24 protein-coding genes are annotated in these 24,898 nt (G+C 43.8%); 19 read left to right on the plus strand and 5 right to left on the minus strand.

Going from position 1 to position 24,898, the window contains the following annotated elements:
* The first annotated feature begins 66 nt into the window (after window positions 1–66).
* The 11 genes from purC (at window position 67) to ablB (ending at window position 11,892) form a co-directional block, all read left to right on the plus strand.
* Window positions 67–789: a phosphoribosylaminoimidazolesuccinocarboxamide synthase gene (gene purC, locus NST24_RS03390; RefSeq protein WP_007496901.1), complete on the plus strand. Its 723-nt coding sequence runs from the start codon at window positions 67–69 to the stop codon at window positions 787–789.
* Complete coding sequence (gene purS, locus NST24_RS03395) at window positions 782–1,036, plus strand: phosphoribosylformylglycinamidine synthase subunit PurS (protein ID WP_008344293.1); 255 nt, start codon at window positions 782–784, stop codon at window positions 1,034–1,036. The genes purC and purS overlap by 8 nt, the downstream gene beginning before the upstream one ends.
* Window positions 1,033–1,716 carry a phosphoribosylformylglycinamidine synthase subunit PurQ gene (gene purQ, locus NST24_RS03400; protein ID WP_008344292.1) on the plus strand — a complete coding sequence of 228 codons (684 nt, stop codon included), beginning with the start codon at window positions 1,033–1,035 and terminating at the stop codon, window positions 1,714–1,716. The genes purS and purQ overlap by 4 nt, the downstream gene beginning before the upstream one ends.
* Entirely contained in the window at window positions 1,700–3,931 is a 2,232-nt protein-coding gene (gene purL, locus NST24_RS03405; protein WP_024719398.1) for a phosphoribosylformylglycinamidine synthase subunit PurL, read from the plus strand. Before purQ ends, purL begins: the two co-directional genes overlap by 17 nt.
* The gene (gene purF, locus NST24_RS03410; protein WP_039168587.1) at window positions 3,907–5,337 is read left to right on the plus strand and encodes an amidophosphoribosyltransferase; all 1,431 of its coding nucleotides are present in this window, start codon (window positions 3,907–3,909) and stop codon (window positions 5,335–5,337) included. Before purL ends, purF begins: the two co-directional genes overlap by 25 nt.
* A gap of 96 nt (window positions 5,338–5,433) precedes the next feature.
* The gene (purM, locus tag NST24_RS03415) at window positions 5,434–6,474 is read left to right on the plus strand and encodes a phosphoribosylformylglycinamidine cyclo-ligase (RefSeq protein WP_017366751.1); all 1,041 of its coding nucleotides are present in this window, start codon (window positions 5,434–5,436) and stop codon (window positions 6,472–6,474) included.
* On the plus strand, window positions 6,471–7,040 hold the full coding sequence (gene purN / locus NST24_RS03420; RefSeq protein ID WP_342462323.1) for a phosphoribosylglycinamide formyltransferase: 570 nt from the start codon (window positions 6,471–6,473) through the stop codon (window positions 7,038–7,040). Before purM ends, purN begins: the two co-directional genes overlap by 4 nt.
* A gap of 15 nt (window positions 7,041–7,055) precedes the next feature.
* Complete coding sequence (purH, locus tag NST24_RS03425; RefSeq protein ID WP_008344287.1) at window positions 7,056–8,594, plus strand: bifunctional phosphoribosylaminoimidazolecarboxamide formyltransferase/IMP cyclohydrolase; 1,539 nt, start codon at window positions 7,056–7,058, stop codon at window positions 8,592–8,594.
* A gap of 12 nt (window positions 8,595–8,606) precedes the next feature.
* Complete coding sequence (purD, locus tag NST24_RS03430) at window positions 8,607–9,881, plus strand: phosphoribosylamine--glycine ligase (RefSeq protein WP_212361077.1); 1,275 nt, start codon at window positions 8,607–8,609, stop codon at window positions 9,879–9,881.
* Between the two features lie 151 nt (window positions 9,882–10,032).
* Window positions 10,033–10,674, plus strand: a complete 642-nt coding sequence (locus NST24_RS03435; protein WP_071167948.1) for a hypothetical protein — start codon at window positions 10,033–10,035, stop codon at window positions 10,672–10,674.
* Between the two features lie 372 nt (window positions 10,675–11,046).
* A complete protein-coding gene (gene ablB, locus NST24_RS03440) occupies window positions 11,047–11,892 on the plus strand; it encodes a putative beta-lysine N-acetyltransferase (RefSeq protein WP_342462324.1) in 846 nt (281 codons plus the stop codon).
* Here ablB and NST24_RS03445 read toward each other — a convergent pair.
* On the minus strand, window positions 11,887–13,545 hold the full coding sequence (locus NST24_RS03445) for a PucR family transcriptional regulator (RefSeq protein WP_019743753.1): 1,659 nt from the start codon (window positions 13,543–13,545) through the stop codon (window positions 11,887–11,889). The two genes, ablB and NST24_RS03445, sit on opposite strands and share 6 nt — an antisense overlap.
* 191 nt (window positions 13,546–13,736) lie before the next feature.
* On the opposite strand from NST24_RS03445, the gene NST24_RS03450 reads away from it, so the two are divergent.
* The 4 genes from NST24_RS03450 to NST24_RS03465 are packed head-to-tail and all read left to right on the plus strand — an operon-like array spanning window position 13,737 to window position 17,721.
* On the plus strand, window positions 13,737–15,101 hold the full coding sequence (locus NST24_RS03450) for an aspartate aminotransferase family protein (protein WP_342462325.1): 1,365 nt from the start codon (window positions 13,737–13,739) through the stop codon (window positions 15,099–15,101).
* 12 nt (window positions 15,102–15,113) lie between these two features.
* A complete protein-coding gene (locus NST24_RS03455; RefSeq protein WP_342462326.1) occupies window positions 15,114–15,800 on the plus strand; it encodes a CoA transferase subunit A in 687 nt (228 codons plus the stop codon).
* Window positions 15,776–16,441: a 3-oxoacid CoA-transferase subunit B gene (locus NST24_RS03460; RefSeq protein WP_286068280.1), complete on the plus strand. Its 666-nt coding sequence runs from the start codon at window positions 15,776–15,778 to the stop codon at window positions 16,439–16,441. The genes NST24_RS03455 and NST24_RS03460 overlap by 25 nt, the downstream gene beginning before the upstream one ends.
* Before the next feature lie 14 nt (window positions 16,442–16,455).
* A complete protein-coding gene (locus tag NST24_RS03465) occupies window positions 16,456–17,721 on the plus strand; it encodes a peptidase (protein WP_342462327.1) in 1,266 nt (421 codons plus the stop codon).
* Between the two features lie 227 nt (window positions 17,722–17,948).
* On the opposite strand, the gene NST24_RS03470 is transcribed toward NST24_RS03465, so the two are convergent.
* Window positions 17,949–18,170: a DUF2892 domain-containing protein gene (locus NST24_RS03470; protein ID WP_008344274.1), complete on the minus strand. Its 222-nt coding sequence runs from the start codon at window positions 18,168–18,170 to the stop codon at window positions 17,949–17,951.
* 125 nt (window positions 18,171–18,295) lie between these two features.
* Between NST24_RS03470 and NST24_RS03475 the strand changes: the two genes are divergently transcribed.
* Together NST24_RS03475 and NST24_RS03480 are read left to right on the plus strand one after the other, a co-directional pair.
* Window positions 18,296–20,038: an adenine deaminase C-terminal domain-containing protein gene (locus NST24_RS03475; RefSeq protein WP_277519370.1), complete on the plus strand. Its 1,743-nt coding sequence runs from the start codon at window positions 18,296–18,298 to the stop codon at window positions 20,036–20,038.
* Between the two features lie 532 nt (window positions 20,039–20,570).
* On the plus strand, window positions 20,571–20,885 hold the full coding sequence (locus NST24_RS03480; protein ID WP_007496879.1) for a YerC/YecD family TrpR-related protein: 315 nt from the start codon (window positions 20,571–20,573) through the stop codon (window positions 20,883–20,885).
* 80 nt (window positions 20,886–20,965) lie between these two features.
* Here the strand turns inward: NST24_RS03480 and NST24_RS03485 are convergent, their stop codons facing one another.
* Together NST24_RS03485 and NST24_RS03490 are read right to left on the minus strand one after the other, a co-directional pair.
* A complete protein-coding gene (locus tag NST24_RS03485; protein WP_025206871.1) occupies window positions 20,966–21,481 on the minus strand; it encodes a DUF3916 domain-containing protein in 516 nt (171 codons plus the stop codon).
* Window positions 21,482–21,573: 92 nt separating this feature from the next.
* Complete coding sequence (locus tag NST24_RS03490; protein ID WP_277519371.1) at window positions 21,574–23,154, minus strand: FMN-binding glutamate synthase family protein; 1,581 nt, start codon at window positions 23,152–23,154, stop codon at window positions 21,574–21,576.
* A 139-nt stretch (window positions 23,155–23,293) separates the two neighbouring features.
* Here NST24_RS03490 and NST24_RS03495 point away from each other — a divergent pair, with 139 nt between their 5' ends.
* Entirely contained in the window at window positions 23,294–23,524 is a 231-nt protein-coding gene (locus NST24_RS03495) for a hypothetical protein (protein WP_017366762.1), read from the plus strand.
* Window position 23,525: 1 nt separating this feature from the next.
* Here NST24_RS03495 and NST24_RS03500 read toward each other — a convergent pair whose 3' ends face one another.
* The gene (locus NST24_RS03500; protein ID WP_342462328.1) at window positions 23,526–23,927 is read right to left on the minus strand and encodes a DUF2283 domain-containing protein; all 402 of its coding nucleotides are present in this window, start codon (window positions 23,925–23,927) and stop codon (window positions 23,526–23,528) included.
* Between the two features lie 273 nt (window positions 23,928–24,200).
* On the opposite strand from NST24_RS03500, the gene NST24_RS03505 reads away from it, so the two are divergent.
* Window positions 24,201–24,893 (plus strand): heptaprenylglyceryl phosphate synthase, encoded by a 693-nt coding sequence (locus NST24_RS03505; protein ID WP_008344257.1) that lies wholly within the window; start codon window positions 24,201–24,203, stop codon window positions 24,891–24,893.
* The last annotated feature ends 5 nt before the right edge of the window (window positions 24,894–24,898 follow it).

The raw sequence follows: 24,898 nt of genomic DNA on the forward strand, positions 1-24,898 counted from the left end.
GGCCGCCTGCTAGTCAGGCGCCTAATCCTGAAAATTGCCAACATTCAAATTAGGAGGCCAATCTGAATGACTGTGAAACAAGAACTTCTCTACGAAGGCAAAGCGAAAAGAATCTATCAGACCGATGACGAGCATATTTTATATGTCGAATATAAAGACTCAGCTACAGCATTTAACGGTGAAAAGAAAGCGGAAATTGAAGGCAAAGGCAGACTGAATAACGAAATTTCTAGCTTGATTTTTCAAATGCTACATGAGAAAGGGATCAACAATCACTTTGTGAAACGCCTATCTGAAACAGAACAGCTCATTCAAAAGGTAGACATCGTACCGCTTGAAGTCGTTGTGCGAAACGTGGTGGCAGGCAGTATGTCAAAGCGTCTTGGGATTCCAGAGGGAACGAAACTGGACACACCTTTGATCGAGTTTTACTACAAAGATGATGCACTTGGTGATCCGCTCATTACAGAAGATCATATTCGCATTTTACATGCAGCGACACCTGAGCAGGTCGAGGAAATGAAACAAATCACAAGACAAGTGAATGAAGAATTGAAGCAAATCTTCTCAGATTGCCATGTGAATTTAATTGATTTCAAGCTTGAATTCGGAATAGATCACGAGAATCGTATTTTGCTAGCTGATGAGATTTCACCTGATACGTGCAGGCTTTGGGACAAAGACACAAACGAAAAGCTTGATAAAGACGTGTTCAGACGAAACCTGGGCGGCTTAACAAATGCATACGAAGAAATTTTCAAAAGACTTGGAGGCCATAAACATGTATAAAGTGAAAATTTTTGTCAGCTTAAAAGAGAGCGTTCTTGATCCACAAGGAAGTGCCGTGCAGCACGCTTTGCACAGCATGTCTTATCAGGAAGTAAAGGATGTCCGTATCGGGAAATATATGGAGCTAGTCATTGAGAAATCAGAACGTGACTTAGATACAGTGGTCAAAGAAATGTGTGAAAAATTGCTTGCCAATACGGTGATTGAAGATTACCGCTATGAGGTGGAGGAGGTTGTCGCACAGTGAAGTTTGCAGTGATCGTCTTGCCTGGCTCTAACTGTGATATCGATATGTACCATGCGATTCAAGATGAGTTAGGTGAACAAGTTGAATATGTATGGCACGACGAAACGAGTCTTGATGGTTTTGACGGTGTACTCGTACCAGGCGGTTTCTCTTATGGGGATTACTTAAGATGTGGTGCGATTGCTCGTTTTTCTAACATCATGCCGGCTGTGAAAAAAGCAGCTGCGGAAGGAAAACCTGTTCTTGGTGTTTGTAACGGGTTCCAAATTCTTCAGGAGCTTGGCATTTTGCCAGGTGCAATGAGACGGAATAAAGATCTAAAATTTATCTGTCGTCCAGTTGAACTCATTGTAGAGAACAACGAAACGCAATTTACAAGCGGTTATCAAAAAGGTGAATCGATTACGATTCCTGTAGCACACGGTGAAGGTAACTTCTACTGTGACGAAGACACGTTAGCGAAGCTGATTGAACGAGGCCAAATCGCTTTCACTTACGGTGACGATATTAACGGCAGTGTCAATCGAATTGCAGGTGTAACGAATGAACAGGGCAATGTACTCGGCATGATGCCGCACCCTGAGCGCGCGGTTGACTCATTACTAGGCAGCGCAGACGGACTTAAATTGTTTCAATCTATCGTGAAAAATTGGAGGGACACTCATGTCACTACTGCTTGAACCAAGTCACAAGCAAATTAAAGAAGAGAAATTGTATCAGCAAATGGGATTGAGTGATGAAGAATTCGCTTTAATCGAATCCATTATTGGCAGGCTGCCAAACTACACAGAAACAGGTATCTTTTCTGTCATGTGGTCAGAGCATTGCAGTTATAAAAACTCAAAGCCTGTTTTAAGCAAATTCCCGACAAAAGGAGAGCATGTTCTTCAAGGTCCTGGGGAAGGCGCTGGAATCGTTGATATTGGAGACAACCAAGCGGTTGTATTTAAAATCGAATCACATAACCATCCATCTGCAATTGAACCGTATCAAGGAGCGGCAACAGGTGTCGGCGGAATCATCCGTGATGTATTCTCCATGGGGGCTCGTCCAATTGCGGTATTAAACTCTCTTCGTTTTGGTGAACTGACTTCACCGCGCGTGAAGTACTTGTTTGAAGAAGTAGTGGCAGGGATTGCAGGCTATGGAAACTGTATCGGTATTCCAACAGTCGGCGGAGAAGTTCATTTTGATCAAAGTTATGAAGGCAATCCGCTCGTTAACGCGATGTGTGTAGGGTTAATCAACCATGAAGACATCAAGAAAGGGCAGGCAAAAGGTGTTGGCAATACGGTCATGTACGTTGGTGCTAAAACGGGACGTGACGGGATTCACGGTGCAACATTTGCGTCTGAAGAATTTTCTGATGAATCAGAAGAAAAACGTTCAGCAGTTCAAGTCGGCGATCCGTTCATGGAAAAGCTTTTGCTTGAAGCATGCCTTGAAGTCATCAAAAATGATGCGCTTGTGGGCATTCAAGATATGGGAGCGGCTGGCTTAACTAGCTCAAGTGCAGAGATGGCAAGTAAAGCCGGTTCAGGTATCGAAATGAACCTAGACCTGATCCCTCAGCGTGAAACAGGCATGTCAGCGTATGAAATGATGCTGTCTGAATCCCAAGAGAGAATGCTGTTGGTCATTGAAAAAGGCCGTGAGCAAGAAATCATTGATATTTTTGAAAAATACGATCTTGAAGCAGTCTCAGTCGGTCATGTGACAGACGATAAAATGCTTCGTTTACTCCATCAAGGAGAAGTAGTGTGTGAGCTTCCAGTTGATGCACTTGCAGAAGAAGCACCGGTTTATCACAAGCCGTCAAGTGAGCCTGCATACTATCGCGAGTTTTTAGAAACAAAAGTGGAAGCTCCAGCGATCACAGATGCAGCAGATACGTTGAAACAGCTGTTAAAACAGCCAACGATTGCGAGTAAAGAATGGGTTTACGATCAATACGACTATATGGTTCGTACAAACACAGTCGTTGCACCTGGCTCTGATGCGGGCGTGCTCAGAATCCGTGGGACGAAAAAAGCTCTTGCGATGACAACAGATTGTAACGCACGTTATCTCTACCTTGATCCAGAGGTTGGCGGGAAGATCGCCGTCGCAGAAGCTGCACGTAACATTGTCTGCTCAGGCGCTCGTCCGCTTGCAGTAACAGATAACTTGAACTTCGGTAACCCGGAGAAACCAGAAATCTTCTGGCAGATTGAAAAGTCTGCTGACGGCATTAGCGAAGCTTGCCGTACATTAAGCACACCGGTCATCGGCGGTAACGTCTCTTTATATAACGAGTCAAATGGAACAGCCATTTACCCAACGCCAGTTATTGGCATGGTTGGTTTGATTGAAGATACAGCTCATATTACGACTCAATCGTTCCAACAGGCAGGCGATGTGATTTTCGTCATTGGTGAAACGAAGGAAGAATTCGCAGGCAGTGAGCTTCAAAAAATGACAGAAGGCCGTATTTACGGAAAAGCACCAGAAATTGATTTGGATGTAGAACTGGCGCGTCAAGAAGCCCTGTTAGCAGCGATTCAAAACGGACTTGTTCAGTCAGCACATGATGTCTCTGAAGGCGGTCTTGGTGTAGCTCTAGCTGAAAGTACATTTGGAACAGATGGTCTTGGCGCTGATATCCAGCTCGATCTAAACAGCGCTGCATCACTATTCAGTGAATCACAGTCACGTTTTGTCGTCACAGTGAAACCAGAAAACCGCGAAGCGTTTGCTGCGGCTGTGCAAGATGCAAAAGAAGTCGGAACGGTCACAAATGATGGTGTATTCACTGTCAAAAATCAAGAAGGACAACAATGGATTCATGCGGCAGTCAACGAGCTTGAACGCGCATGGAAAGGAGCGATCCCATGCTTGCTGAAATCAGAGGCTTAAACGAAGAATGTGGCGTCTTTGGGGTTTGGGGACACGAAGAAGCCCCGCAAATCACATATTACGGATTGCATAGCCTTCAGCATCGAGGACAAGAAGGTGCGGGAATTATTGCAACAGACGGTGAAAATCTGACGTCACACAAAGGCCTTGGACTGATTACGGAAGTGTTCCAAAATGGTGAGCTTAAGGATTTAAAGGGAAAAGGTGCGATCGGACACGTTCGGTATGCGACAGCAGGCGGAGGCGGCTTTGAGAATGTGCAGCCCCTCTTCTTCCGCTCGCAAAACAATGGCAGTCTTGCCCTTGCTCATAATGGAAACTTGGTCAATGCAACGCAATTAAAACAGCAGCTAGAGAACCAAGGAAGTATTTTTCAAACGTCTTCTGATACCGAAGTGCTCGCTCACTTAATTAAGCGCAGCGGATATATGGATTTGAAGGATCAAATCAAAAATGCTCTGTCTATGTTAAAAGGAGCTTATGCTTTCCTAATCATGACGGAAACAGAAATGATCGTAGCGCTTGATCCGAACGGATTACGCCCACTTTCACTTGGTATGCTTGGGGATGCTTATGTTGTCGCTTCTGAAACATGTGCCTTTGATGTCGTCGGTGCTACCTATTTACGAGATGTAGAGCCTGGCGAAATGCTGATCATTAATGATGACGGCTTAAAATCTGAGCGTTTCTCGATGAACATTAACCGCAGCATGTGCAGCATGGAATACATTTATTTCTCAAGACCGGACAGCAATATCAATGGCATCAACGTGCATAGTGCGAGAAAGAATCTTGGCAAGAAGCTTGCAGAAGAAGCACATGTCGAAGCAGATGTCGTGACAGGTGTGCCAGACTCCAGTATTTCTGCAGCGATTGGTTATGCCGAAGCAACAGGTATTCCATATGAGCTAGGTTTAATTAAAAACCGTTATGTCGGCCGGACATTTATTCAGCCGTCTCAAGCATTGCGTGAGCAGGGCGTGCGCATGAAGCTGTCTGCTGTGCGCGGGGTGGTCGAAGGCAAACGTGTCGTCATGGTGGATGATTCCATCGTACGCGGAACCACAAGCCGCCGGATTGTGACGATGCTAAGAGAAGCGGGAGCGACGGAAGTGCATGTACGCATTAGTTCACCGCCAATCGCTCATCCGTGTTTTTATGGAATTGATACGTCTACACACGAAGAGCTGATTGCATCATCTCATTCAGTGGAAGAAATTAGACAGGAAATCGGTGCAGACACCATTGCATTTTTATCTGTAGACGGTTTAATGGACGGGATTGGCAGAAAGTATGATGATCCGCAGCGTGGTCAGTGTTTAGCATGCTTTACTGGAAAATACCCGACCGAAATTTATGAAGATACTGTCCTTCCTCATGTGAAGGAAACAGTCCTGACGAAATAATCGAATAATGGAGCAGCAGTCAACGTGATTTGATATGCTGCTCTTTCATTCTGCCGAAAATACATGAAAGACAAGCAGATAAAAGGAGTGAATGGGATGTCAGAAGCATATAAAAACGCCGGTGTCGACATCGAAGCAGGATACGAAGCCGTTAAACGAATGAAAACACACGTAGAACGTACAAAAAGAGCAGGTGTCATGGGGGCTCTAGGCGGATTTGGCGGTATGTTTGATTTATCTGAACTGCCATACAAAAAGCCCGTTCTTGTCTCAGGAACAGATGGTGTTGGTACGAAATTAAAGCTAGCATTTTTAATGGATCAACACGATACGATCGGTGTAGATGCTGTTGCTATGTGTGTGAACGATGTACTTGCACAAGGGGCAGAGCCGCTCTTTTTCTTAGATTACTTAGCAGTTGGAAAAGCAGATCCTTTGAAAATTGAATCCATCGTCAAAGGTGTAGCTGACGGATGCGAGCAGTCTGGTTCAGCGCTTGTCGGCGGAGAGACAGCAGAAATGCCGGGTCTTTACACAGAAGAAGAATATGATATTGCTGGATTTTCTGTAGGTGTCGTTGAAAAGGATGAAATCGTCACAGGTGAGAACATCAAGGAAGGTCATTTGCTGATTGGACTCAGCTCTAGCGGAATTCATAGCAATGGCTATTCTCTTGTACGAAAAGTATTGCTGGAAGACGCAGGTCTAGACCTTCACCAAACGTATGAACCTTTTACAAGACCGCTTGGAGAAGAGCTGCTGGAACCGACGAAGATTTATGTCAAGCCTGTTCTTAAACAAGTGAAAGCTGGCAAGGTTGACGGTATGGCACATGTGACAGGCGGTGGCTTTATTGAGAATTTACCACGTATGCTACCTGAAGGACTTGGTGTTGAGATTGATAACGGCTCATGGCCGGTCCCGCCTATTTTCTCCTTTATCCAAGAAAAAGGGCAATTAAAAGCAGAAGAGATGTTCAATGTATTTAATATGGGCATCGGCTTTGTCCTAGCCGTCAAAGAGGATGATCTTGTGGATGTGATCAGCGGACTTGAACAAGACGGAGAGAAAGCCTTTCTTATCGGACGAGTTCAAAAAGGAGAAGGCGTCACTTTCGGTGGTGGAAGCCTCTCATGAAAAAGTTTGCGATCTTCGCCTCTGGAAGCGGGACAAATTTTCAAGCCATTATTGATACGTTAAAAGAAGAACAGTGGCCGGCAAAAGCCGCCATTGTGATCTGTGATAAACCGGGTGCGAAGGTGCTGGAGCGGGCAGAGAAAGAGGGCATTCCGTCCTTTTCTTTTACGCCGAAGGCTTTCCCGAGTAAAGCCGCTTTTGAGCAAACCATCATTGAACAGCTGAAGCTGCATGAAGTGGAATGGATTTTTCTCGCTGGGTATATGCGACTGATCGGTCCGACATTGCTTGATGCATTTAGAGGGAAAATCGTGAATATCCACCCTTCTTTACTGCCAGCATTTCCTGGACTCGATGCGATTGGACAAGCCTATCATGCAGGAGTCAAAGTGGCAGGCATCACGGTTCATTATGTCGACGAAGGCATGGATACCGGCCCGATTATTGATCAAGCAGCCATTCATATTGAACAAGGGGAAGACCTTGAATCCATTGAAAAAAGAATGCATGAATTAGAACATACACTATATCCAAAAGTGATCAAATCACTTTTAGAATTATCTTAATGAGGTGACAAAGGCATGACGATCAAACGCGCATTAATCAGTGTTTCCGATAAAACAAATCTTGTACCTTTTGTGAAAGAACTAACAGAACTTGGCGTTGAAGTGATTTCAACTGGTGGTACACACAAACTTCTTCAAGAGAACGGCATTGATGTGATTGGTATTTCTGAAGTGACTGGCTTCCCAGAAATCATGGACGGACGTCTCAAAACGCTTCATCCGAACATTCACGGTGGACTGTTAGCAGTGAGAGAAAACGATGAGCATATGGCACAGATCGAAAAGCACGGCATTCAGCCAATTGATCTTGTCGTTGTGAATCTATATCCATTCAAAGAGACCATTTCCAAAGACGATGTCACGTATGAAGAAGCGATTGAAAACATTGATATTGGCGGACCGGGTATGCTTCGTGCTGCTTCTAAAAACCATCAGGACGTCACGGTGATTGTAGACCCGCGTGATTATGATTCTGTCGTTCAACAAATCAAAGAAGGCGGCGTATCACTAGAGAAAAAACGTGAGCTTGCAGCAAAAGTATTCCGTCATACAGCTGCTTACGATGCCCTGATTGCGGATTATTTAACGAACTTTGTTGGTGAAACAGAGCCAGAACAGTTCACAGTCACATTTGAGAAGAAACAATCTCTTCGTTATGGAGAAAACCCGCACCAAGCGGCGACGTTCTATGAAAATGCACTTCCAAGCAAAGGCTCTTTAGCTACTGCAACGCAATTACATGGAAAAGAACTTTCCTATAACAACATCAAAGATGCAGATGCAGCTCTTCAAATTGTACGTGAATTTACGGAGCCAGCGGCTGTGGCTGTAAAGCATATGAACCCATGTGGTGTTGGGACAGGGGAAACGATTGCAGAAGCATTTGATCGTGCATTTAAAGCAGATGAAACATCTATTTTCGGCGGCATTGTGGCGCTTAATCGTGAAGTAGACAAGCAAACGGCTGAGGTGCTCCATACGATTTTCTTAGAAATCGTCATCGCTCCATCGTTTAGCCAAGAAGCACTTGACGTGTTAACAGCGAAAAAGAACCTTCGTCTACTAACATTAGATGTAGAAGCAGATCTTGGGAAAAAAGAAAAGCAGCTCACAAGTGTTCATGGTGGATTGCTCGTTCAGGATATCGACACATACGGCTTAGAGGAAGCAACGATCTCTATTCCAACGAAAAGAGAACCGACTGAAGACGAATGGAAAGACTTAAAGCTCGCTTGGAAAGTCGTCAAGCATGTGAAATCAAATGCCATCGTTCTAGCGAAGGATCAAATGACAGCAGGTATTGGTGCTGGTCAAATGAACCGTGTTGGCTCGGCCAACATTGCGATTGAGCAAGCAGGTGAAAAAGCGAAAGGAAGCGCACTAGGATCTGATGCGTTCTTCCCAATGGGCGATACAGTGGAAGCTGCTGCAAAGGCAGGCGTCACAGCGATCATCCAGCCAGGTGGTTCCATTCGTGATGAAGAATCAATCCAAAAAGCAGATGAATACGGCATCGCCATGGTCTTCACTGGCGTTAGACATTTCAAACATTAAGGGGATGACAGTGTGAACGTATTAATTATCGGCAGAGGCGGAAGAGAGCATACCATCGCATGGAAAGTGAATCAAAGCGAACTTGTCAGCCAAGTATTTGTCGCACCCGGCAATGATGGAATGACAGACGCTGCGAAGCTTGTCCCAATCGACGAGGGAGATCATGAGGCGTTAATTCGTTTTGCAAAAGACAATAACATCGGTTTAACAATTGTCGGTCCAGAGGTTCCTTTAATTGCAGGTGTCGTCGATGCATTTGAAGAAGCAGGTCTAAAGGTATTTGGACCGAATGCAAAAGCCGCAGTCATTGAAGGCTCAAAAGAATTTGCAAAAGACTTAATGAAAAATTATGAGATCCCGACAGCCGCTTACGCCACTTTTACATCGTTTGAAGAAGCGAAGGCATATGTGGAAGAAAAGGGTGCCCCAATTGTCATTAAAGCAGATGGGCTTGCCGCAGGAAAAGGCGTGACAGTTGCAATGACGCTTGAAGAGGCAATCAACTGCCTGCATGACTTTTTAGAGGATGAAAAGTTTGGCGATGCGAGTGCATCGGTTGTCATTGAAGAATTTTTAACAGGTGAAGAGTTTTCTCTGATGGCCTTTGTCAATGGAGAAAAGGTGTATCCGATGGTGATCGCACAGGATCATAAACGGGCATTTGAAGATGACAAAGGACCAAACACCGGCGGGATGGGCGCTTATTCACCGGTTCCACAAATTTCTGATGAAATCGTACAAAAAGCGGTGGAAGACGTCGTCAAACCAGCAGCTCGCGCGATGGTGCAGGAAGAGCGTTCGTTTACAGGCATTTTATATGCGGGCTTAATGCTGACACCAGAAGGCTCTAAGGTCATTGAGTTCAATGCACGCTTTGGCGACCCTGAAACGCAAGTAGTGCTTCCTCGTCTTGAATCAGATCTAGTTCAAGTCTTCCTAGACATTCTAGATGGAAAAGATGTGGACTTGCAGTGGAAAGACACAGCCGCTGTCAGTGTCGTTCTTGCATCAGAAGGATACCCGGAAGACTACGCAAAAGGCACACCAATCGGTGCTTTGCAAACAACGGTCTCTGATGTCGTCACCTTCCACGCAGGAACAAAAAAGGAAAACGATCAATTCGTCACAAATGGCGGCCGTGTAGCAAATGTGACCGCATTTGACGACACATTTGAAGCGGCAAGATCAAGAGTGTATGAAGCGGTTGAAGAAATCATTCAGCCAGGTTTATTTTATCGCCGTGACATTGGCGCCCGTGCGCTGAAGGCTGCGGGGAAAACTACATGATTATACTAGACTCTCTCACTATGTGAGTGGGTCTTTTTTTATATTATAAAACTCACAGATAAACCTTAAAATTACTTTAAATGTATAAAAAAACCTTTTTATTTTCATTTTAATGTTATAAATTTAATATATTACAAAGGGAGGTATAATAATGAAAAAAGTGATTTCATCAGTTCTTCTAGTTCTCGTATTAGTAAGCTCAGCTTTTGCTATTCCTGCACCAACTTCTGCTAAAGAATTTGGTTCTATCAATCTTAATAAGGTTCATAATTTAGGTAAAACAGGAAATACCAAAATTGAAAAAATTTCATATGATCAATATGTTAAGGAAGTATCCAAATCAAGGGGTATCTCTAAGAAAGAAGTTCAAAAATCTTCTACAAATTTATCAAAGAAACAATTTAGTACAGCTGCAACAAAATACAGTATGCATAAAATGACAATTGTTCAGGATGTAGGTTTTTTATATCAACCTAAAGTTCAAATTTATGCTTGGACATATGCGAGTGGATCATTTGTACAATTTAAATATATTGAAGATATAGACTTAGACAGATATTCTAGCCTTGGTTCAAAACATTTTGCTGGTAAAGTTAAAGCAAAAATAACTTCTCCAACTGCTATTTGGTGGTATGTAAATGGAGACTTCTATAATAATGGAACCACTAATGTATCAATAAGTGGAAGTGGTTCTGCAGCAGTAAAAGGGGTAACAGTAACTGGTAGTTTCTCAGTTTCTAAATCTTCAAATCATTACAAATATTGGAATAATAGTGGTACTAAACATCGTTAATTATAGAAATTATTTTCTGAAATTTTCGAGAAAATTGGTTTAATCAAAACACCTTTCTATCTGACGAGATGGAAAGGTGTTTTTTCTTCTTTTGATGATTAGAAGGGATATAGCCCGAATTTGGAGAAGTGTTATTGGATGACCCATTCACGAGGAGGCAACATGGAATTTAAGGCAATTATTCTCTTTGCAATATTCATGATCATTTTATTTCTCATAAATATAAATAACATTATGTTATTTGCCATTAAACACAATAAAATGAAAAAAGCTTCAGCCATTAGTTATATGATCCTATCCATTTTTTCTGGCATTGCTATTTCTTCATTTTTAATTTGGAAGTTTTTCATTAGCTAAGAGGGGAATGAGTGTATGGTGCAATTGAAGAAACTTGCAAACGAGCGTTTTTCTGCTTTGATCTGTATGGATCCATTCAATGAGCGAATTCGTTTGGATGACTATAGCGGCAGGGTGCAGGATGTGATTCAGTCCGTGCTTCAGGAAGCGGCGGACTGCAAGGCGTCTAAGGTTATTGTAAAAGTAAGGCGCGAGCATATGCCTCTTTTTTTAGCAAAAGGCTTTCGGCTTGAAGGCGTGTTTTCTCATTATTTCCTCGGAAGTGATGCGTACGGCATGTCGCTCTTTCTGACCGAAGATCGAATGAACAGCCCATTTTGGCTGAAGGAAGATGAAATCGTTGCGTCTATTCAAGAAAAGCCGATTAAAAAAGACCAAGGCGTGTGGCAGGATGAGTATGTGATGAGGAAAGCCGGTCCAGAGGATGTGCACAAGCTGGCAGCGCTCTATGATACGGTCTTTGAAACGTACCCCACGCCAATGAACGAGCCAGATTACATCCGAAAGGTAATGGAGGAAGGGACGGTTTTTTATGCCGTTGAACATGACGGTCAACTTGTAAGTGCCGCATCCGCTGAAATCAATGCACCGTATGGTCATGCAGAATTAACAGATTGTGCAACCCTTCCCACATACAGAAAACTAGGATTCATGCATCATTTGATTCTAGCCCTCGAACAAGAGCTTCAATCCATGCACATTTATGTCTTTTATTCTCTTGCCCGTGCACTGTCCTATGGAATGAATCAAGTATTTTATCAGCTCGGGTATACATACACCGGACGCTTTCAAAACAACTGCTATATTTTTGACAAAATTGAAGATATGAATCTATGGGTCAAAACGCCAAATGAATCATGAGATGGTTCTCATCTGATCAAGCAGACCAGATAGGCGGTACGCCATGATACTCAGCTGCAGCTTCATCCGATCATCAGTGGATTTGAGGCTGCAGCCTGTTCTCGTTTCAATTTGTTTCAACCGGTAGCTTAACGTATGCCGGTGAATAAACAATTCCCCCGCTGACTTTTGAATATTTTCATTGTGTGCCAAATACACTTCGAGTGTATGAATGAGGTCAGCTCCTTGTTTTTTTGTATAAAGCAGCGGGCTTAACAGCTCCACGTAAAAGTCATGCAAATTCATTCCGGCTTCGTTCATTTCAAGCAGCATCCCATATAGACCGAGCTTCTGATAATGAATGATGCTGTCATCTGTTTTCAAAAGAGGAAGAAGCCTTGCTGCATACTGGGCTTCTTTTGCACTTTTAGCAAAGAGACTGATCTGGTCGTAGGCTCTTCCAATGCCAATCACAATGGGATGGACGGGGAAAAAATAAGACCAAGTACTGCGGCATTCTTCTGATGCGCGATACCAATTTGTTTCTTGATACGTGCTTTTCCCTGCAGGCGTCAAGACGAAAATGGAATCAAGCCTTGCCTTTAATAAAAAAGGAATTTGTCTGCGTTCAAAAATGGATGTGAGCAATTGGGATAGGCGCTGCACCATTTGATGGTCGAGCTGTGTGTGCTGATGCTGAAATTGAAAGTAGATGACGACTTGTTCTTCGCTCATATCATATTGCAGCTTTCTTGCTTGTTCGATGACATAACTTTCTTCTGTGTATTGCTGTTGCAGCATATCATCCAATAAATGCCCCTGCATTTGGTTTTCTGTATCTTGAATGGCTTTTTGTTTCAACCATTCAATCGCATACACCGCACCGGCATGCTCAATGGCGATGGCATCGAGATGGTGCCACGTCTCTTTTTTCTTTAACGCCACAATGAACCCGAAAATATCCCCCATTGCAATCACAGGGCATGCCGCTAGAACAAACGCACCATATGTGTCATAGACGAGCCGGCCTTTTTCCTCTGCCTGCTTGAGCAGAGAAGAGGTTTCAATCGGTTCGTCATCTGTTAGAAAGCCAAAAGCAGGAGAATAGGTCACTTCGTCTGTTTCGAGATGAGCTGCTGTTTGGTGCAAAAACACATCCAGTACGACGATATTTGCCGCTGTGAGATGTGCCAATTCATCTGTAATTTGCGTGACATTTTTATTGCTCACATTTAAATGGGTCAGTCTTTGATGAATCGCGGAAGAATATTTGAGCTGATGGAGCTGACTGCTGACGATTTGTTCTAGAACGGCTTTTGTGATGTCTGAAAAATTGACATGGGGCGGAATCTCGATGAGTGGAATACCGCTATTTTCGGCGGCTTCAATGAGTGATGCGGGAATTTCCGTTAAGTACACGCCTTTATAAATGGCAATGGCTGAAAGACGATGAGATTGAATTAATTTTTCAAGCCGGATGCGTCTTTCTTTATTTTCTGTCAGTCCAAATCCAGTTGTAACAAGTAATTCTCCTTCGGAAAGTCTAGACGTGTCCTCAATAATTTCCACAATGGTCACCCACTGGATAAGACGATCCAGTCCATTTTCTCCAGCAAGCAGTTTGGTTTCTTTCATCATATCGAGCGAGAGTGCATCTTTGACGAGAATCGCCATAGACTCATGACCTCCTTTTGAACACTCTTATACACCATGTATAAAAAACACATGTGAAATTCGGGCATATGGCGAATGGAGGATGACTGCCCTCTTGATTAAGCTAATCTTATACCAAGTATACAAAATTTTCTTGCGATTCATGTAAAAAGAAAAGTGCAGCTGCTGACAAGAGAGGGAGGAATGACAAAGTGGAGACCCGGGATTACTTAATCAAACCGATGTTAAATCAGCAATATCCTGTGGCTGTGAGAGGAGAGGGGATTTATTTATATGATCGAGACGGAAAAAAATATATAGATGGCTCATCAGGGGCAGTCACGGCAAGTATTGGACATGGCATACAAGAGATTATTGAGGCGATGACGGAGCAAGCGAAAAAGGTGAGCTTTACGTACAGGTCACAATTTACGAATGAACCAGCGGAAGAACTAGCATATGAATTGAGTACACTTTGCCCAGGTGATCTGAACTGGTCTTTTTTTGTAGGGAGCGGTTCAGAGGCAACGGAGACTGCTATGAAAATGGCGATTCAGCATTGGCAGGAGCAGGGGAAGACGGAAAAAAATCATATCATCTCAAGATGGATGAGTTACCACGGCATTACATTAGGGGCGCTGTCAATGTCAGGTCATATTGCAAGGAGGGAGCGCTTTGAACCACTGCTTGAAAAGCACCCAGTGCTGTCACCGCCCTATAGCTACCGGTCATGGCTGCCAAAGGAAGACAGCAAGCAGGTCGAGTGGTATGTTCAAGAATTTAAGACCGTCATCCAGCGTATAGGAAAAGAGAGGATCGCCGCATTGATTGCTGAACCGATTGTTGGCGCAGCGGGAGCGGCGCTCCTGCCGCCAGACGGATATTTCGAAGCGATGAAGCGTGTCTGTGAAGAAAACGACATTTTAATGATCGCAGATGAAGTCATGACGGGCTTTGGACGAACTGGGAAAATGTTTGCGATGGAACACTGGGGCACGGTACCAGATATCATGGTTCTCGGAAAGGGCATGAGCGCAGGTTATTCTCCAATCGCAGCAGTTGTCTCAACGGATCGTGTGATGGCACCGATTATCAGCGGCTCCGGCTCTGTCATGGCAGGGCACACATATAGTGCCAATCCGCTTTCAGCAGCCGTTTCATTAGCGGTCATTCGATATATGAAAAAACATCAGCTTCCCGACCGGGCAGACCTTTTTGGGCGATATCTGATGAATGCTTTAAAAGATCTGCAAGTAAATCATTCCATCATAGGAGATGTGAGAGGGAAGGGATTGCTTATTGGCATTGAGTTTGTCGCAGATCGTTTATCCAAAACGCCATTTCCTGCACATGCTCAGATAACCAATCTCGTCGTTGAAACGGCAAAACAAAATGGACTGCTGGTGTATCCAGCAAGCGCTGGAGAGGATGGGGTTGGAGGCGCAGCGGTTATGATCGCACCGCCGCTTTCCATCACACAGCAGGAAATGGATGAACTCATTGATTTATTCGGGCAGACCATCACACAAGTCGAACAAGAAGTGATCAATCGAGGGTTTTTCCCATCTGCTATGTAAGGAGGAACGAACATGAACAAAACTGTGGGTTTGGATGAAGTGATGACGCGATTAAAAGATGGCATGAACATCATGTTTGGCGGATTTGGCGGCGTGGGTTCACCACCATCGTTGATTGATGCCATTTTGGAAGCAAATATTCAAGATCTGACATTGATCGGAAATGATGCAGGTTTCCCGCAAATTGGTGTGGGCCGGCTCATCACAGAAGGAAGAGTGAAAAAAATCATCGCCTCCCATATCGGCTCAAATCCCATTGCCGGACAGAAAATGCAGGCTGGTACATTAGACGTTCATTTTTATCCGCAGGGCATTCTTGCAGAAAAAATCAGAGCAGGCGGAATGGGGCTGGCGGGCATTGTGACAGATGTTGGGATGGATAGCCTGAATCTCGATGAGAAACAATTGGTTCAATTGAATGGGAAGAATTATATGTTAGAGCCTGCGCTTACAGCGGATATTGCCATCGTCAATGCCTACAAAGCAGATGAAGTGGGAAACCTGATTTTTGATAAAAGCGCACGGAATACAAACCCGATTGTGGCGATGGCAGGAGACTGGACCATAGCGGAGGCAGAAGAAATTGTGGCAGCAGGGCAGCTCGATCCAGAGGAAATCGTGACGCCAGGCGTATTTGTGAATCAAATCGTGCAATCAAAAGGAGTGAACTGGACATGGGCATGGGAGACATCGATTTAAGACACCGCATTGCCAAAAGAGCAGCACAAGAAATTGAAAATGGCATGATTGTGAATCTTGGGATCGGCATTCCGACCCTAGCGGCAGATTACATTCCATCACATTACGAGGTGTGGCTGCATGCAGAAAACGGCATTATGGGGGCAGGAGCCTCGCCTTTGCAAGGGGAAGAAGATCCGAATTTGTGCAATGCCGGTGGTTTTCCCATTACGTTGACAAAGGGCGGCTCGTACATGGACAGTACGACTGCTTTTGGCATCATCCGAAAAGGCATGCTGGATATGACGATTTTGGGTGCACTTGAAGTAAGCAGCCAAGGGGATCTTGCCAATTGGATTGTACCGGGGAAAAGAGTACCGGGTATGGGCGGAGCGATTGAGCTGGCACAAAAAGCGAAAAAAGTGGTCGTGGTGATGAGCCATCTGGATAAACACGGTCGATCTAAAGTGAAAACGGCTTGTACATTGCCATTAACCGCTAAAGCGTGTGTCGATTTGATTATTACGGATATGGCGGTTATTGAGGTCAAGTCTCAGCTGCTCATTTTACGTGAAGTCATGCCGCCATTTCAGCCGGAAGATGTCATAAGAGCGACTGAAGCGCCATTAATTTTAGCGCCTGATGTCAAATCTGTTGTGTAGAAAGGATGAACGACTTGCAGCCAATAACACGTATCAGAAACTGGATGAAAGAGCATCAGGATGAAGCCATTACGCTTCTTCAGCAAATGGTGCAATGTGACAGCACCCAAGGAAATGAAGAAGACGTGCAGCAGATCGTGGCCAATAAACTGTCCGCCATTGGCTTTGATGTAGACGTTTGGGAAATTGGCGGTGATGAATTACTAGAGCATCCTTATTTTTATTCCCCGCGCCGAGCTTTTCAGGGGAGTCCCAACGTTGCTGGGCGATTGAAAGGAAAAGGTGGCGGCAAATCGATTTTATTAAACGGGCACGTAGATGTGGTTCCGGCAGGAGATACGAATCAATGGACATATCCGCCTTACAGCGGGCATATCATAAACGGGAGACTTTATGGACGCGGGGCAACAGATATGAAAGGTGGAAACGTTTCTTTACTCTTTGCGCTTGAGGCACTGCATGCGCTTCAGATTCCCCTGAAAGGAGATGTGGTGTTTCATAGTGTCGTCGAAGAGGAAAGCGGCGGAGCAGGCACACTTGCTGCGATATTGAAAGGGTACACAGCGGACGCTGCCATCATTCCAGAGCCAAGTCATATGAACATTTTTCCACTTCAGCAAGGATCAAAGTGGTTCAGGCTGCATATTAAAGGAAGGGCAGCTCATGGCGGAACAAGGTATCACGGTGTTTCTGCTATTGAAAAGAGCACGGTGGTCCTTTCTCATATAGCGGCACTAGAAAAAGAAAGAAATCAGCGAGTGACGGAGCCGTTGTTTCAGCATATCCCGATTCCAATTCCAATCAACATTGGGAAAATTCAAGGCGGTGATTGGCCGTCCTCTGTCGCAGATCTTGTCACAATGGAAGGCAGGCTTGGTGTGATGCCAGGTGAGACAGTTGAGCAGGCAGAGAAGGAATTAGAAAATTGGATGACTGGACTCGCTGAAAAGGATGATTGGTTTCAAGAACATCCTGTGGAGGTGGAGTGGTTTGGTGCTAGATGGCTTCCAGGGTCAATCGACTCTGATCACCCGCTTTTAGGTCTATTGAAGGAACAATATGTAGAGGTCATGCAGCACCCGCCAAAGGTGGAAGCCGCCCCTTGGGGGACAGACGGCGGATTACTGTCACAAGCAGCGGATATCCCAATCATTGTGTTTGGACCTGGAACGACAGAGCTTGCCCATTTCCCGAATGAATCCATTGAGATCAAACATGTGATTGAAGCAGCAGAAATCATTGCTGGTACGTTGGTCAAATGGTGCGAAGCAGCGGAATGATTCACACACAAAAAAAAGAAGGCTGTCTACTCAGCCTTCTCCAGCGTGCAGATAAACCCTCGCATTCGCCCGCTGGTCTGTGCGCCGGTGCTCACGAATGTAACATTCGCTCCGCTCCGGTGCTCGCCCTTCCTAGACTTCAAAGGTTTTCATGTCACGCTGAGGAAGACAAAGGGATAAAATAAAAATCATTTTAGCCCCTTTGTCAACGATCTGACGAAGGCTGTCTACTCAGCCTTCTCTTTATGTGTATTCTGCTGTTCACACATATAGGTCACTGGACAAAAACGAAGAATACCAGAGCCCAATTTTAATCCGCCGAGCATGATGCCAAAAAGCAGCATTTTACTCCATGGTTTTCGAGCATATAAGGATCCAGCTACAGTACATATCGTCATTCCGCAGGCAATTCTCATGAGCGCTTCCATTAAGCCAAGATTAGGTTTCATTGCAAGTGATTCTCCTTTTTTAAATTATTTTAAGTGTGATTTCAAGAAATTGTAACGTTTCATTAATGCGTAACGTGGTTCGTTATGTTACGATAGGGCTAATACAAATGAAGGAGAGTATGTGAATGTCCGAACGTACTTTTAATTGGAGAAACAATGACATCCGCACACAAATCGATGTAGTCGACTCAAAAATAGTTCCAACACTCCTTTTAACGAATGGACTCGTGCTAAACCCGTTTTTGAAGCAATGGGTGAAGGCAAATATTTGGATACATGATGATCGAATTGTTTATGTCGGAGCAGAGCTTCCTCAAAATAAATCAGCTAAACGTGTGATTGATTGTGAAGGTAAATACATTGTGCCGGGGTATATTGAACCTCACGCGCATCCGTTCCATATTTATAATCCCCAATCACTTGCAGAATATGTGTCTCAATTTGGCACAACAACGATGGTCAGCGATAACTTATTTCTTCTTTTGCAAAGCAATGAAAAGAAAGCGCTTTCCACTCTATGTGAATTAAAAAAGCAGCCATTTCAGTATTTCTGGTGGTCTAGATACGATCTTCAAACCGAGGTCAGGTATGAAGATGAGATGCTTCCTATTAACTATCGGAAAGAATGGATTGATCACCCCGACGTCCTTCAAGGCGGCGAATTAACGAGCTGGCCAAGATTAATGGACGGTGATGATCTCATTTTATATTGCATGCAAGAAACGAAGAAGCAGAGAAAACGAATTGAAGGGCATTTCCCTGGGGCTTCTGAGAAAACGCTAACAAAAATGAAGCTGTTTGGAGCGGACAGTGATCATGAAGCAATGAATGCAGACGATGTGCTCAAACGCTTGTCTCTAGGTTATCATGTGTCCTTGCGTCATTCTTCCATCCGCCCAGATTTAGTGAACATTTTAAGGGAATTGCATGAGCGTGACTTTAGGCACTACGATCACTTTTTCTATACAACAGATGGATCAGCGCCTCACTTTTATGAAGAAGGCATGATCAATCGTCTCATTTCCATTGCCCTTGAAGAAGGCGTGCCTACTATTGATGCGTACAATATGGCGACTTTTAACATTGCGAAATACTATCAAATTGATGACTTATTAGGCGTGGTCGGTCCTGGCCGATTGGCTTCTTTGAATATTTTAGATGATCCGATGAATCCAAATCCAGAAACGGTGATTTCTAAAGGGGTAATCCTGAAATTAGAGGGGGAGAACCAGCATCAATTCCAAGAGACAAAATGGGAAAATGGTGGGCTTGAACCATTAGATTTAAGCTATGACCTGACGATGAGTGACTTGCAATTCTCAATGCCGCTTGGTGTCAAAATGCGCAATGCTGTCATCATGGAGCCTTATACAGTGGAGATTGATAACTCTGTCAACCAGCTGTCCTGTGACCATGATCAAAGCTTCTTCAGTTTGATTGATCGAAGAGGCGAGTGGCGCGTGAACACAATGTTAAAAGGATTTGCAAACAAGGTGCAAGGCTTTGTCAGCTCATTTTCAACCACTGGTGACATTTTAGTGATTGGGAAAAATAAAGATGATATGATGCTTGCTCATAAGCGAATGAAAGAAATTGGCGGTGGAATTGTGCTCACAGAAAACGGGAAGATTTTGCATGAAATCCCGCTGCAATTATCAGGCTGTGCATCAGCTGAACCGTTTGAAACGGTTCTTCAGCAGGAGCAAACGTTACGCGAGCTACTCATTGAGCGAGGGTATCCATTTGACTGCCCGATTGATACACTTGTCTTTTTCCAAAGCACACACTTGCCGTATATTCGAGTGACGCCAAGAGGAATATTTGATGTCATGAAAAAAACTGTACTCTTTCCGTCTATAATGCGTTAAAATATAACAGAGTGGAGCTGTATCATATTTGCTAGATTTCTGACCGCTGTTATAGGGCAGGAGTAAGCAAGAGATCTCTTCGCTGCTAGATATGGTGACAAAGCATAGGGCTTTGACATGACGAATGAAGTGCCCAATTGTAAAATGAATCTGTCGGTTACGCTGGCCGACCAACATATTTTGAATAATTAAGCAAGGCGGGGCGCAGGTTTATCGTCTCGCCAAGCTTTCTACACATACTATTTTTTTAGGGAAAGACTTAACAGAGCAGAAGTGTTCTAGATATCGGAGGCAAACAAGTTTGTCAGATTGTCGCACAAGGAATATGACAAAACTTGTCGAATTTGTTTACGATAAAGAAGCTTCGGCTTACGAAAGAACCTGATGGCATTTTCAGCGTAGAACCAAACCTGTCATGATTCGTTCAAAGCTCATTGCTGAGGTTGAAAAAAATGAGTCAGGAAAGATACCGCTTTCTCGGAAAAGTCAGTGCGGAGCGGTGTGCCAATAGTAAAGGAGAAGATGTATAAAGATGCAAATTGATAAATTAAGGGGCAAAAGCTTAGATCAGTTATTCAACTCCATCTTATCCCTTAAAGACCTGGAAGAATGCTATCGATTCTTTGATGATTTGTGTACCATCAATGAAATTCAATCTTTATCACAGCGTCTTGAAGTAGCACGTATGCTTCGCGAGGGAAATACGTATCATAAAATTGAGACGGAGACAGGTGCAAGTACAGCCACTATCTCACGTGTCAAACGCTGCTTGAACTACGGAAACGATGCCTATACGATGGCACTTGACCGCGTAGCAGAGCAACAAGCAACGGACGAAACAAAATAAAGCAGCTTTCACTGCAAACATTCTTTATGATTTGTCGTTTTGAAGTTGAACAAGTAAGAGCCATTTCATTTGAAATGGCTCTATTTGATGTCATCAAGTTCTCCCATAAACCATCGTTCACCTTCATAGGACACTTCATCGTCATCAGTGATCACTTCCTTAAAACCGATGGTTCGCATATTTTGTGCAACAGATAAATCCCATTCTTTTTGAATATTTCTCTGATCGGAAAGGGGAAGCCATGTCTGATACTCATCTTGTCTGTTGAAGAAATCTTTCACATAAGAATCCCCTTTAAACACAATGATTTGTGAATGCCATAATCCAGGCAGATCGACTGCGACCACGACACGATATATGTCCCCGTCGTTTGGTTTCAAATCAATGAGATGCTCAGCTCTATTCAATAGAGTTTGAATGCATAGACGTTTGATCTTTTTCGGTGTTCTGTTGGAAGTCATAAAATCATAAGCCGCTGGTAGAGGAAGGTGCCAGTAGTCAGAAACATTCGCCGGAAACGACTGCGTATTTGCGTTCATTTCTTTTATGATCTGTTGAGTCTTTCGTTTCATACCGCGGACCTTTTTTTCACGCATACTCTTTCTCCTTATCAAAGATCTATTAATTTCTTTATACGTGATTGAGCAAGAATGTCAACGAAAAAAGGTGTGGAAACGCACCTTTTAAGCTAGACAGACTGCTCTGTGCCTGAGAACATAGGGACTTCACTTGTCTGGCCGTTTTCTTGTCTAAAAATAATATGTTTTTCGTTAAAATGAATAGGTGATTCGATTCCAGCTGCTGCGCATAAATTAAACAAACCTTCTCTAAGGGACAGGATATAATTGCAGACGCGGTATTTCTTTTCTTCAATGGATAAACCTTTTTGCAGCTTTGGATCTGTCGTGGCAACCCCAACTGGGCATTTATTCGTGTGGCATACTTGCGCCCGAATACAGCCAACCGAGAACATCAAGCCCCGTGCGATATTGACAAAGTCAGCACCCATGGAAAGGGCAATCGCAATTTTATCAGGTGAGAGAAGTTTGCCAGAAGCAAAGAGTTTTACCTGATCTCTGACACCGTATTCCTTCAATATTTGATGAACCATTGGGAGTGCCGTGAAAATGGGCAGCCCTGTGGAATCTGCCAATTCATGAAAGGATGCACCAGTGCCGCCTTCTCCGCCATCTACTGTAATGAAATCAGGATGCTTTCCGCTTTTTTTCATGTACGCTGCAAGTTCCTCAATGTTTTCTTTATGTCCGACCACAAGCTTGATGCCGACAGGCTTTCCGCCTATACTTCGCAACTGTTCAATGAAATCAAACATATCAGGAATGGAGTGAAACATCTCGAACCGGTTCGGACTGTCAATGGATTGGTGGGGCGGCAATTTACGGATGCTTGCAATTTCTTCGGTGACCTTTTCACCGTCAATATGTCCGCCGCGCGTTTTAGCTCCTTGAGCCAGCTTCAGCTCAAAGGCTTTGACTTCCTCGTGCTCGCTTTTTTTCTTAAACTCTTCAAAGGAAAAAGCGCCATCCTCTGTTCTCACGCCAAATAGACCAGGCCCAATCTGGCATATAATATCAGCTCCGCCTTTGAGGTGATAGGGAGAAAGCCCGCCTTCACCTGTGTTCATCCACGTACCGCCAGCCATCTTTAATCCTGAGGATAATGCTGTAATGGCCCTGTCGCCTAAAGATCCGTAGCTCATGGCTGACTGACCAATCAGGCCTTTTACACGGAAAGGCTTTTGACATGTGTGCTCGCCTATCACTTGTACATCGTCTTGATGGAGATAGTAAGGTTTTGCTTCGACCTCTTTGGTATGTTCACTTCTTCTCAGTAAATTGTCTTGATCGATCTGATACACTTTTGTTTGGATTTTTTCAGATTGATCGATGCGTAACTCATCTCGCTGCTTTGGAAATAGGACGTTGCGAATATAGTAACCAGGCTTGTCAAAATCACGTTTTGATCCAAAGCCCATTGTCCGGCTTTTGTACTTCCCAGACATGACAGCTTGCTCGTATTCTCTTCTTGAGAAAGGAAGCTCCTCTCGATCATTTAGAAACAGATATTGACGAAGCTCAGGTCCTATTTTTTCAAAAATAAACCGTAGCTTTCCAATGACCGGATAATTTCGTAGGACAGAATGCTCTTCCTGTTTTTCATCTCGCATCCAAATCCAGATGAATAAAATGATTGGTATGATGAAAAAAATCACTAATAATGCGCCAATGACAATGAAAGTTGTTGTCACGAAAATCCCCTCTTTTCTCTATCATTACTGTTGTTATTCCACTTTTCATTGAAAGAGAAACCACTTCAACAGATTGTGACGTTTAGAAATGAAAAGGCGGGGTAACTTACAATTAAGATCATAAGGGGAGGGAACATACATGAATAAGCGTCCGAATGCGTATGTACTTGCAGGATTAGGGGTTGGTGGTGCAGTGTTATTAGCAGTGAAAAATAAACAGCATCTCAAAAAATGGGCAAGCATGTTCCGCTCAGATGAAAAGGTTCCTGAAAAAGCTGGTCACCCTGATCCGTTAGATATTCAAGACAACAAGATGGTCGATGAAGGGGCCATGACATCCGTCCATTATTTTAATGAAGTGAGACAATAGTTTAGAAAAACCGTTTTGACCATTCAAAACGGTTTTTTCTTGTCTTTTTTTTGATGTGATATCGAAGAGGAGCGACAATTGTAAAACCGATCAACCCTTCGTGATCAGGCGTCGAGAAAAGAAATTCAATGCCCGATAAATGATAGGTTGAGAGAACTTCCTGATCCGTAAAACGTAACGAAAGGTCGTCCTCATAAACGGGTGTGTGCTTCAACACCTTGGCTTCTTCTGCAAATAACTCCAGTCCAGCCACTCGGCCCTCTTTGTCGATGTCTACGTTCACACATTCATTCACGTCTAATTCAATGGTTTCTTTGATTGTCCCGATTCGAGGCGGGATGAGATAGATGTATCCGATGTCGATCGTTTGATCATATGTGATGGTTCTTTTCAAATCATTCACCTGCTTGGTCGATAGTAAAATGTTCCTTTCATGTATAATATCATGTGATGAGATGAAGTAGCTCTCATTTCAGTTCAGCACGCATCTATTGATCTCCTTCAGCTCCTCTTGAAGTGGAGCTTTTCATATAGTCTCCATTCACCTCGCCTAAAGTGAAAATCGACTATTTTCAAAAGAATGAAACTTTTAGCTGAAGGAGGTTACCCATTTTTTGCGGTGTCTGATTTTGTTATAATATTTAAATGGAATGAAACGAATGGAGGAACGTTTTTCATGTATGATGTTACCGAGTGGAAGCATGTCTTTAAACTCGATCCAAATAAAGAGATTTCCGATGAACAACTTGAAGCGATTTGTGAATCCGGTACGGATGCCATTTTAATTGGCGGCAGTGACAACGTGACAGAAGACAACGTGCTGCAACTAATGTCAAAGGTACGCCGCTTTCTTGTGCCATGTGTCCTTGAAATCTCGACACATGAGATGATTGTGCCTGGCTTTGACCTGTATTTTATCCCCACTGTGTTAAACAGCGCTCATCCTGATTGGATTGTTGGTCTGCATAAGGATGCGATGAAGGAATACGGTGATTTGATGTCAATGGAAGAGATTGTGCCGGAAGGATATGTCATCTTAAACGAAGAGTGTAAAGCGGCTAAGCTGACAGAGGCCAATACGGCACTGGATATAGATGACGTAAGGGCATATGCAAGAGTGGCAGAGCACTTGATGAAACTGCCCATCTTTTACTTAGAATACAGCGGGACGCTTGGAGACATAGAGCTTGTGAAAGAAACCAAAGCAGTGCTACATGAAACGGTTCTATTTTATGGCGGCGGTATTGAAAGCGAAGAGCAGGCGAAAGACTTTGCACAGCATGCAGACGTTGTCGTAGTGGGAAACGTCATTTATGACAATTTTAAAGAAGCGTTAAAGACAGTCGACGCAGTGAAAAAGTCATCATAGTCAAA

It is taken from the genome of Bacillus sp. FSL R5-0286 (genome assembly GCF_038593245.1).
Taxonomy (GTDB): Bacteria; Bacillota; Bacilli; order Bacillales; family Bacillaceae; genus Bacillus; species Bacillus altitudinis.

Coding starts and splice junctions, on each gene's coding strand:
- NST24_RS03495 (WP_017366762.1), top strand. CDS start 23,294: ATGAATAAGCGTCCGAATGCGTATGTACTTGCAGGATTAGGGGTTGGT.
- NST24_RS03505 (WP_008344257.1), top strand. CDS start 24,201: ATGTATGATGTTACCGAGTGGAAGCATGTCTTTAAACTCGATCCAAAT.
- purL (WP_024719398.1), top strand. CDS start 1,700: ATGTCACTACTGCTTGAACCAAGTCACAAGCAAATTAAAGAAGAGAAA.
- purM (WP_017366751.1), top strand. CDS start 5,434: ATGTCAGAAGCATATAAAAACGCCGGTGTCGACATCGAAGCAGGATAC.
- NST24_RS03435 (WP_071167948.1), top strand. CDS start 10,033: ATGAAAAAAGTGATTTCATCAGTTCTTCTAGTTCTCGTATTAGTAAGC.
- purF (WP_039168587.1), top strand. CDS start 3,907: ATGCTTGCTGAAATCAGAGGCTTAAACGAAGAATGTGGCGTCTTTGGG.
- NST24_RS03485 (WP_025206871.1), bottom strand. CDS start 21,481: ATGCGTGAAAAAAAGGTCCGCGGTATGAAACGAAAGACTCAACAGATC.
- NST24_RS03480 (WP_007496879.1), top strand. CDS start 20,571: ATGCAAATTGATAAATTAAGGGGCAAAAGCTTAGATCAGTTATTCAAC.
- purS (WP_008344293.1), top strand. CDS start 782: ATGTATAAAGTGAAAATTTTTGTCAGCTTAAAAGAGAGCGTTCTTGAT.
- NST24_RS03455 (WP_342462326.1), top strand. CDS start 15,114: ATGAACAAAACTGTGGGTTTGGATGAAGTGATGACGCGATTAAAAGAT.
- purC (WP_007496901.1), top strand. CDS start 67: ATGACTGTGAAACAAGAACTTCTCTACGAAGGCAAAGCGAAAAGAATC.
- ablB (WP_342462324.1), top strand. CDS start 11,047: ATGGTGCAATTGAAGAAACTTGCAAACGAGCGTTTTTCTGCTTTGATC.
- NST24_RS03460 (WP_286068280.1), top strand. CDS start 15,776: ATGGGCATGGGAGACATCGATTTAAGACACCGCATTGCCAAAAGAGCA.
- NST24_RS03475 (WP_277519370.1), top strand. CDS start 18,296: ATGTCCGAACGTACTTTTAATTGGAGAAACAATGACATCCGCACACAA.
- NST24_RS03445 (WP_019743753.1), bottom strand. CDS start 13,545: ATGGCGATTCTCGTCAAAGATGCACTCTCGCTCGATATGATGAAAGAA.
- purN (WP_342462323.1), top strand. CDS start 6,471: ATGAAAAAGTTTGCGATCTTCGCCTCTGGAAGCGGGACAAATTTTCAA.
- purH (WP_008344287.1), top strand. CDS start 7,056: ATGACGATCAAACGCGCATTAATCAGTGTTTCCGATAAAACAAATCTT.
- NST24_RS03470 (WP_008344274.1), bottom strand. CDS start 18,170: ATGAAACCTAATCTTGGCTTAATGGAAGCGCTCATGAGAATTGCCTGC.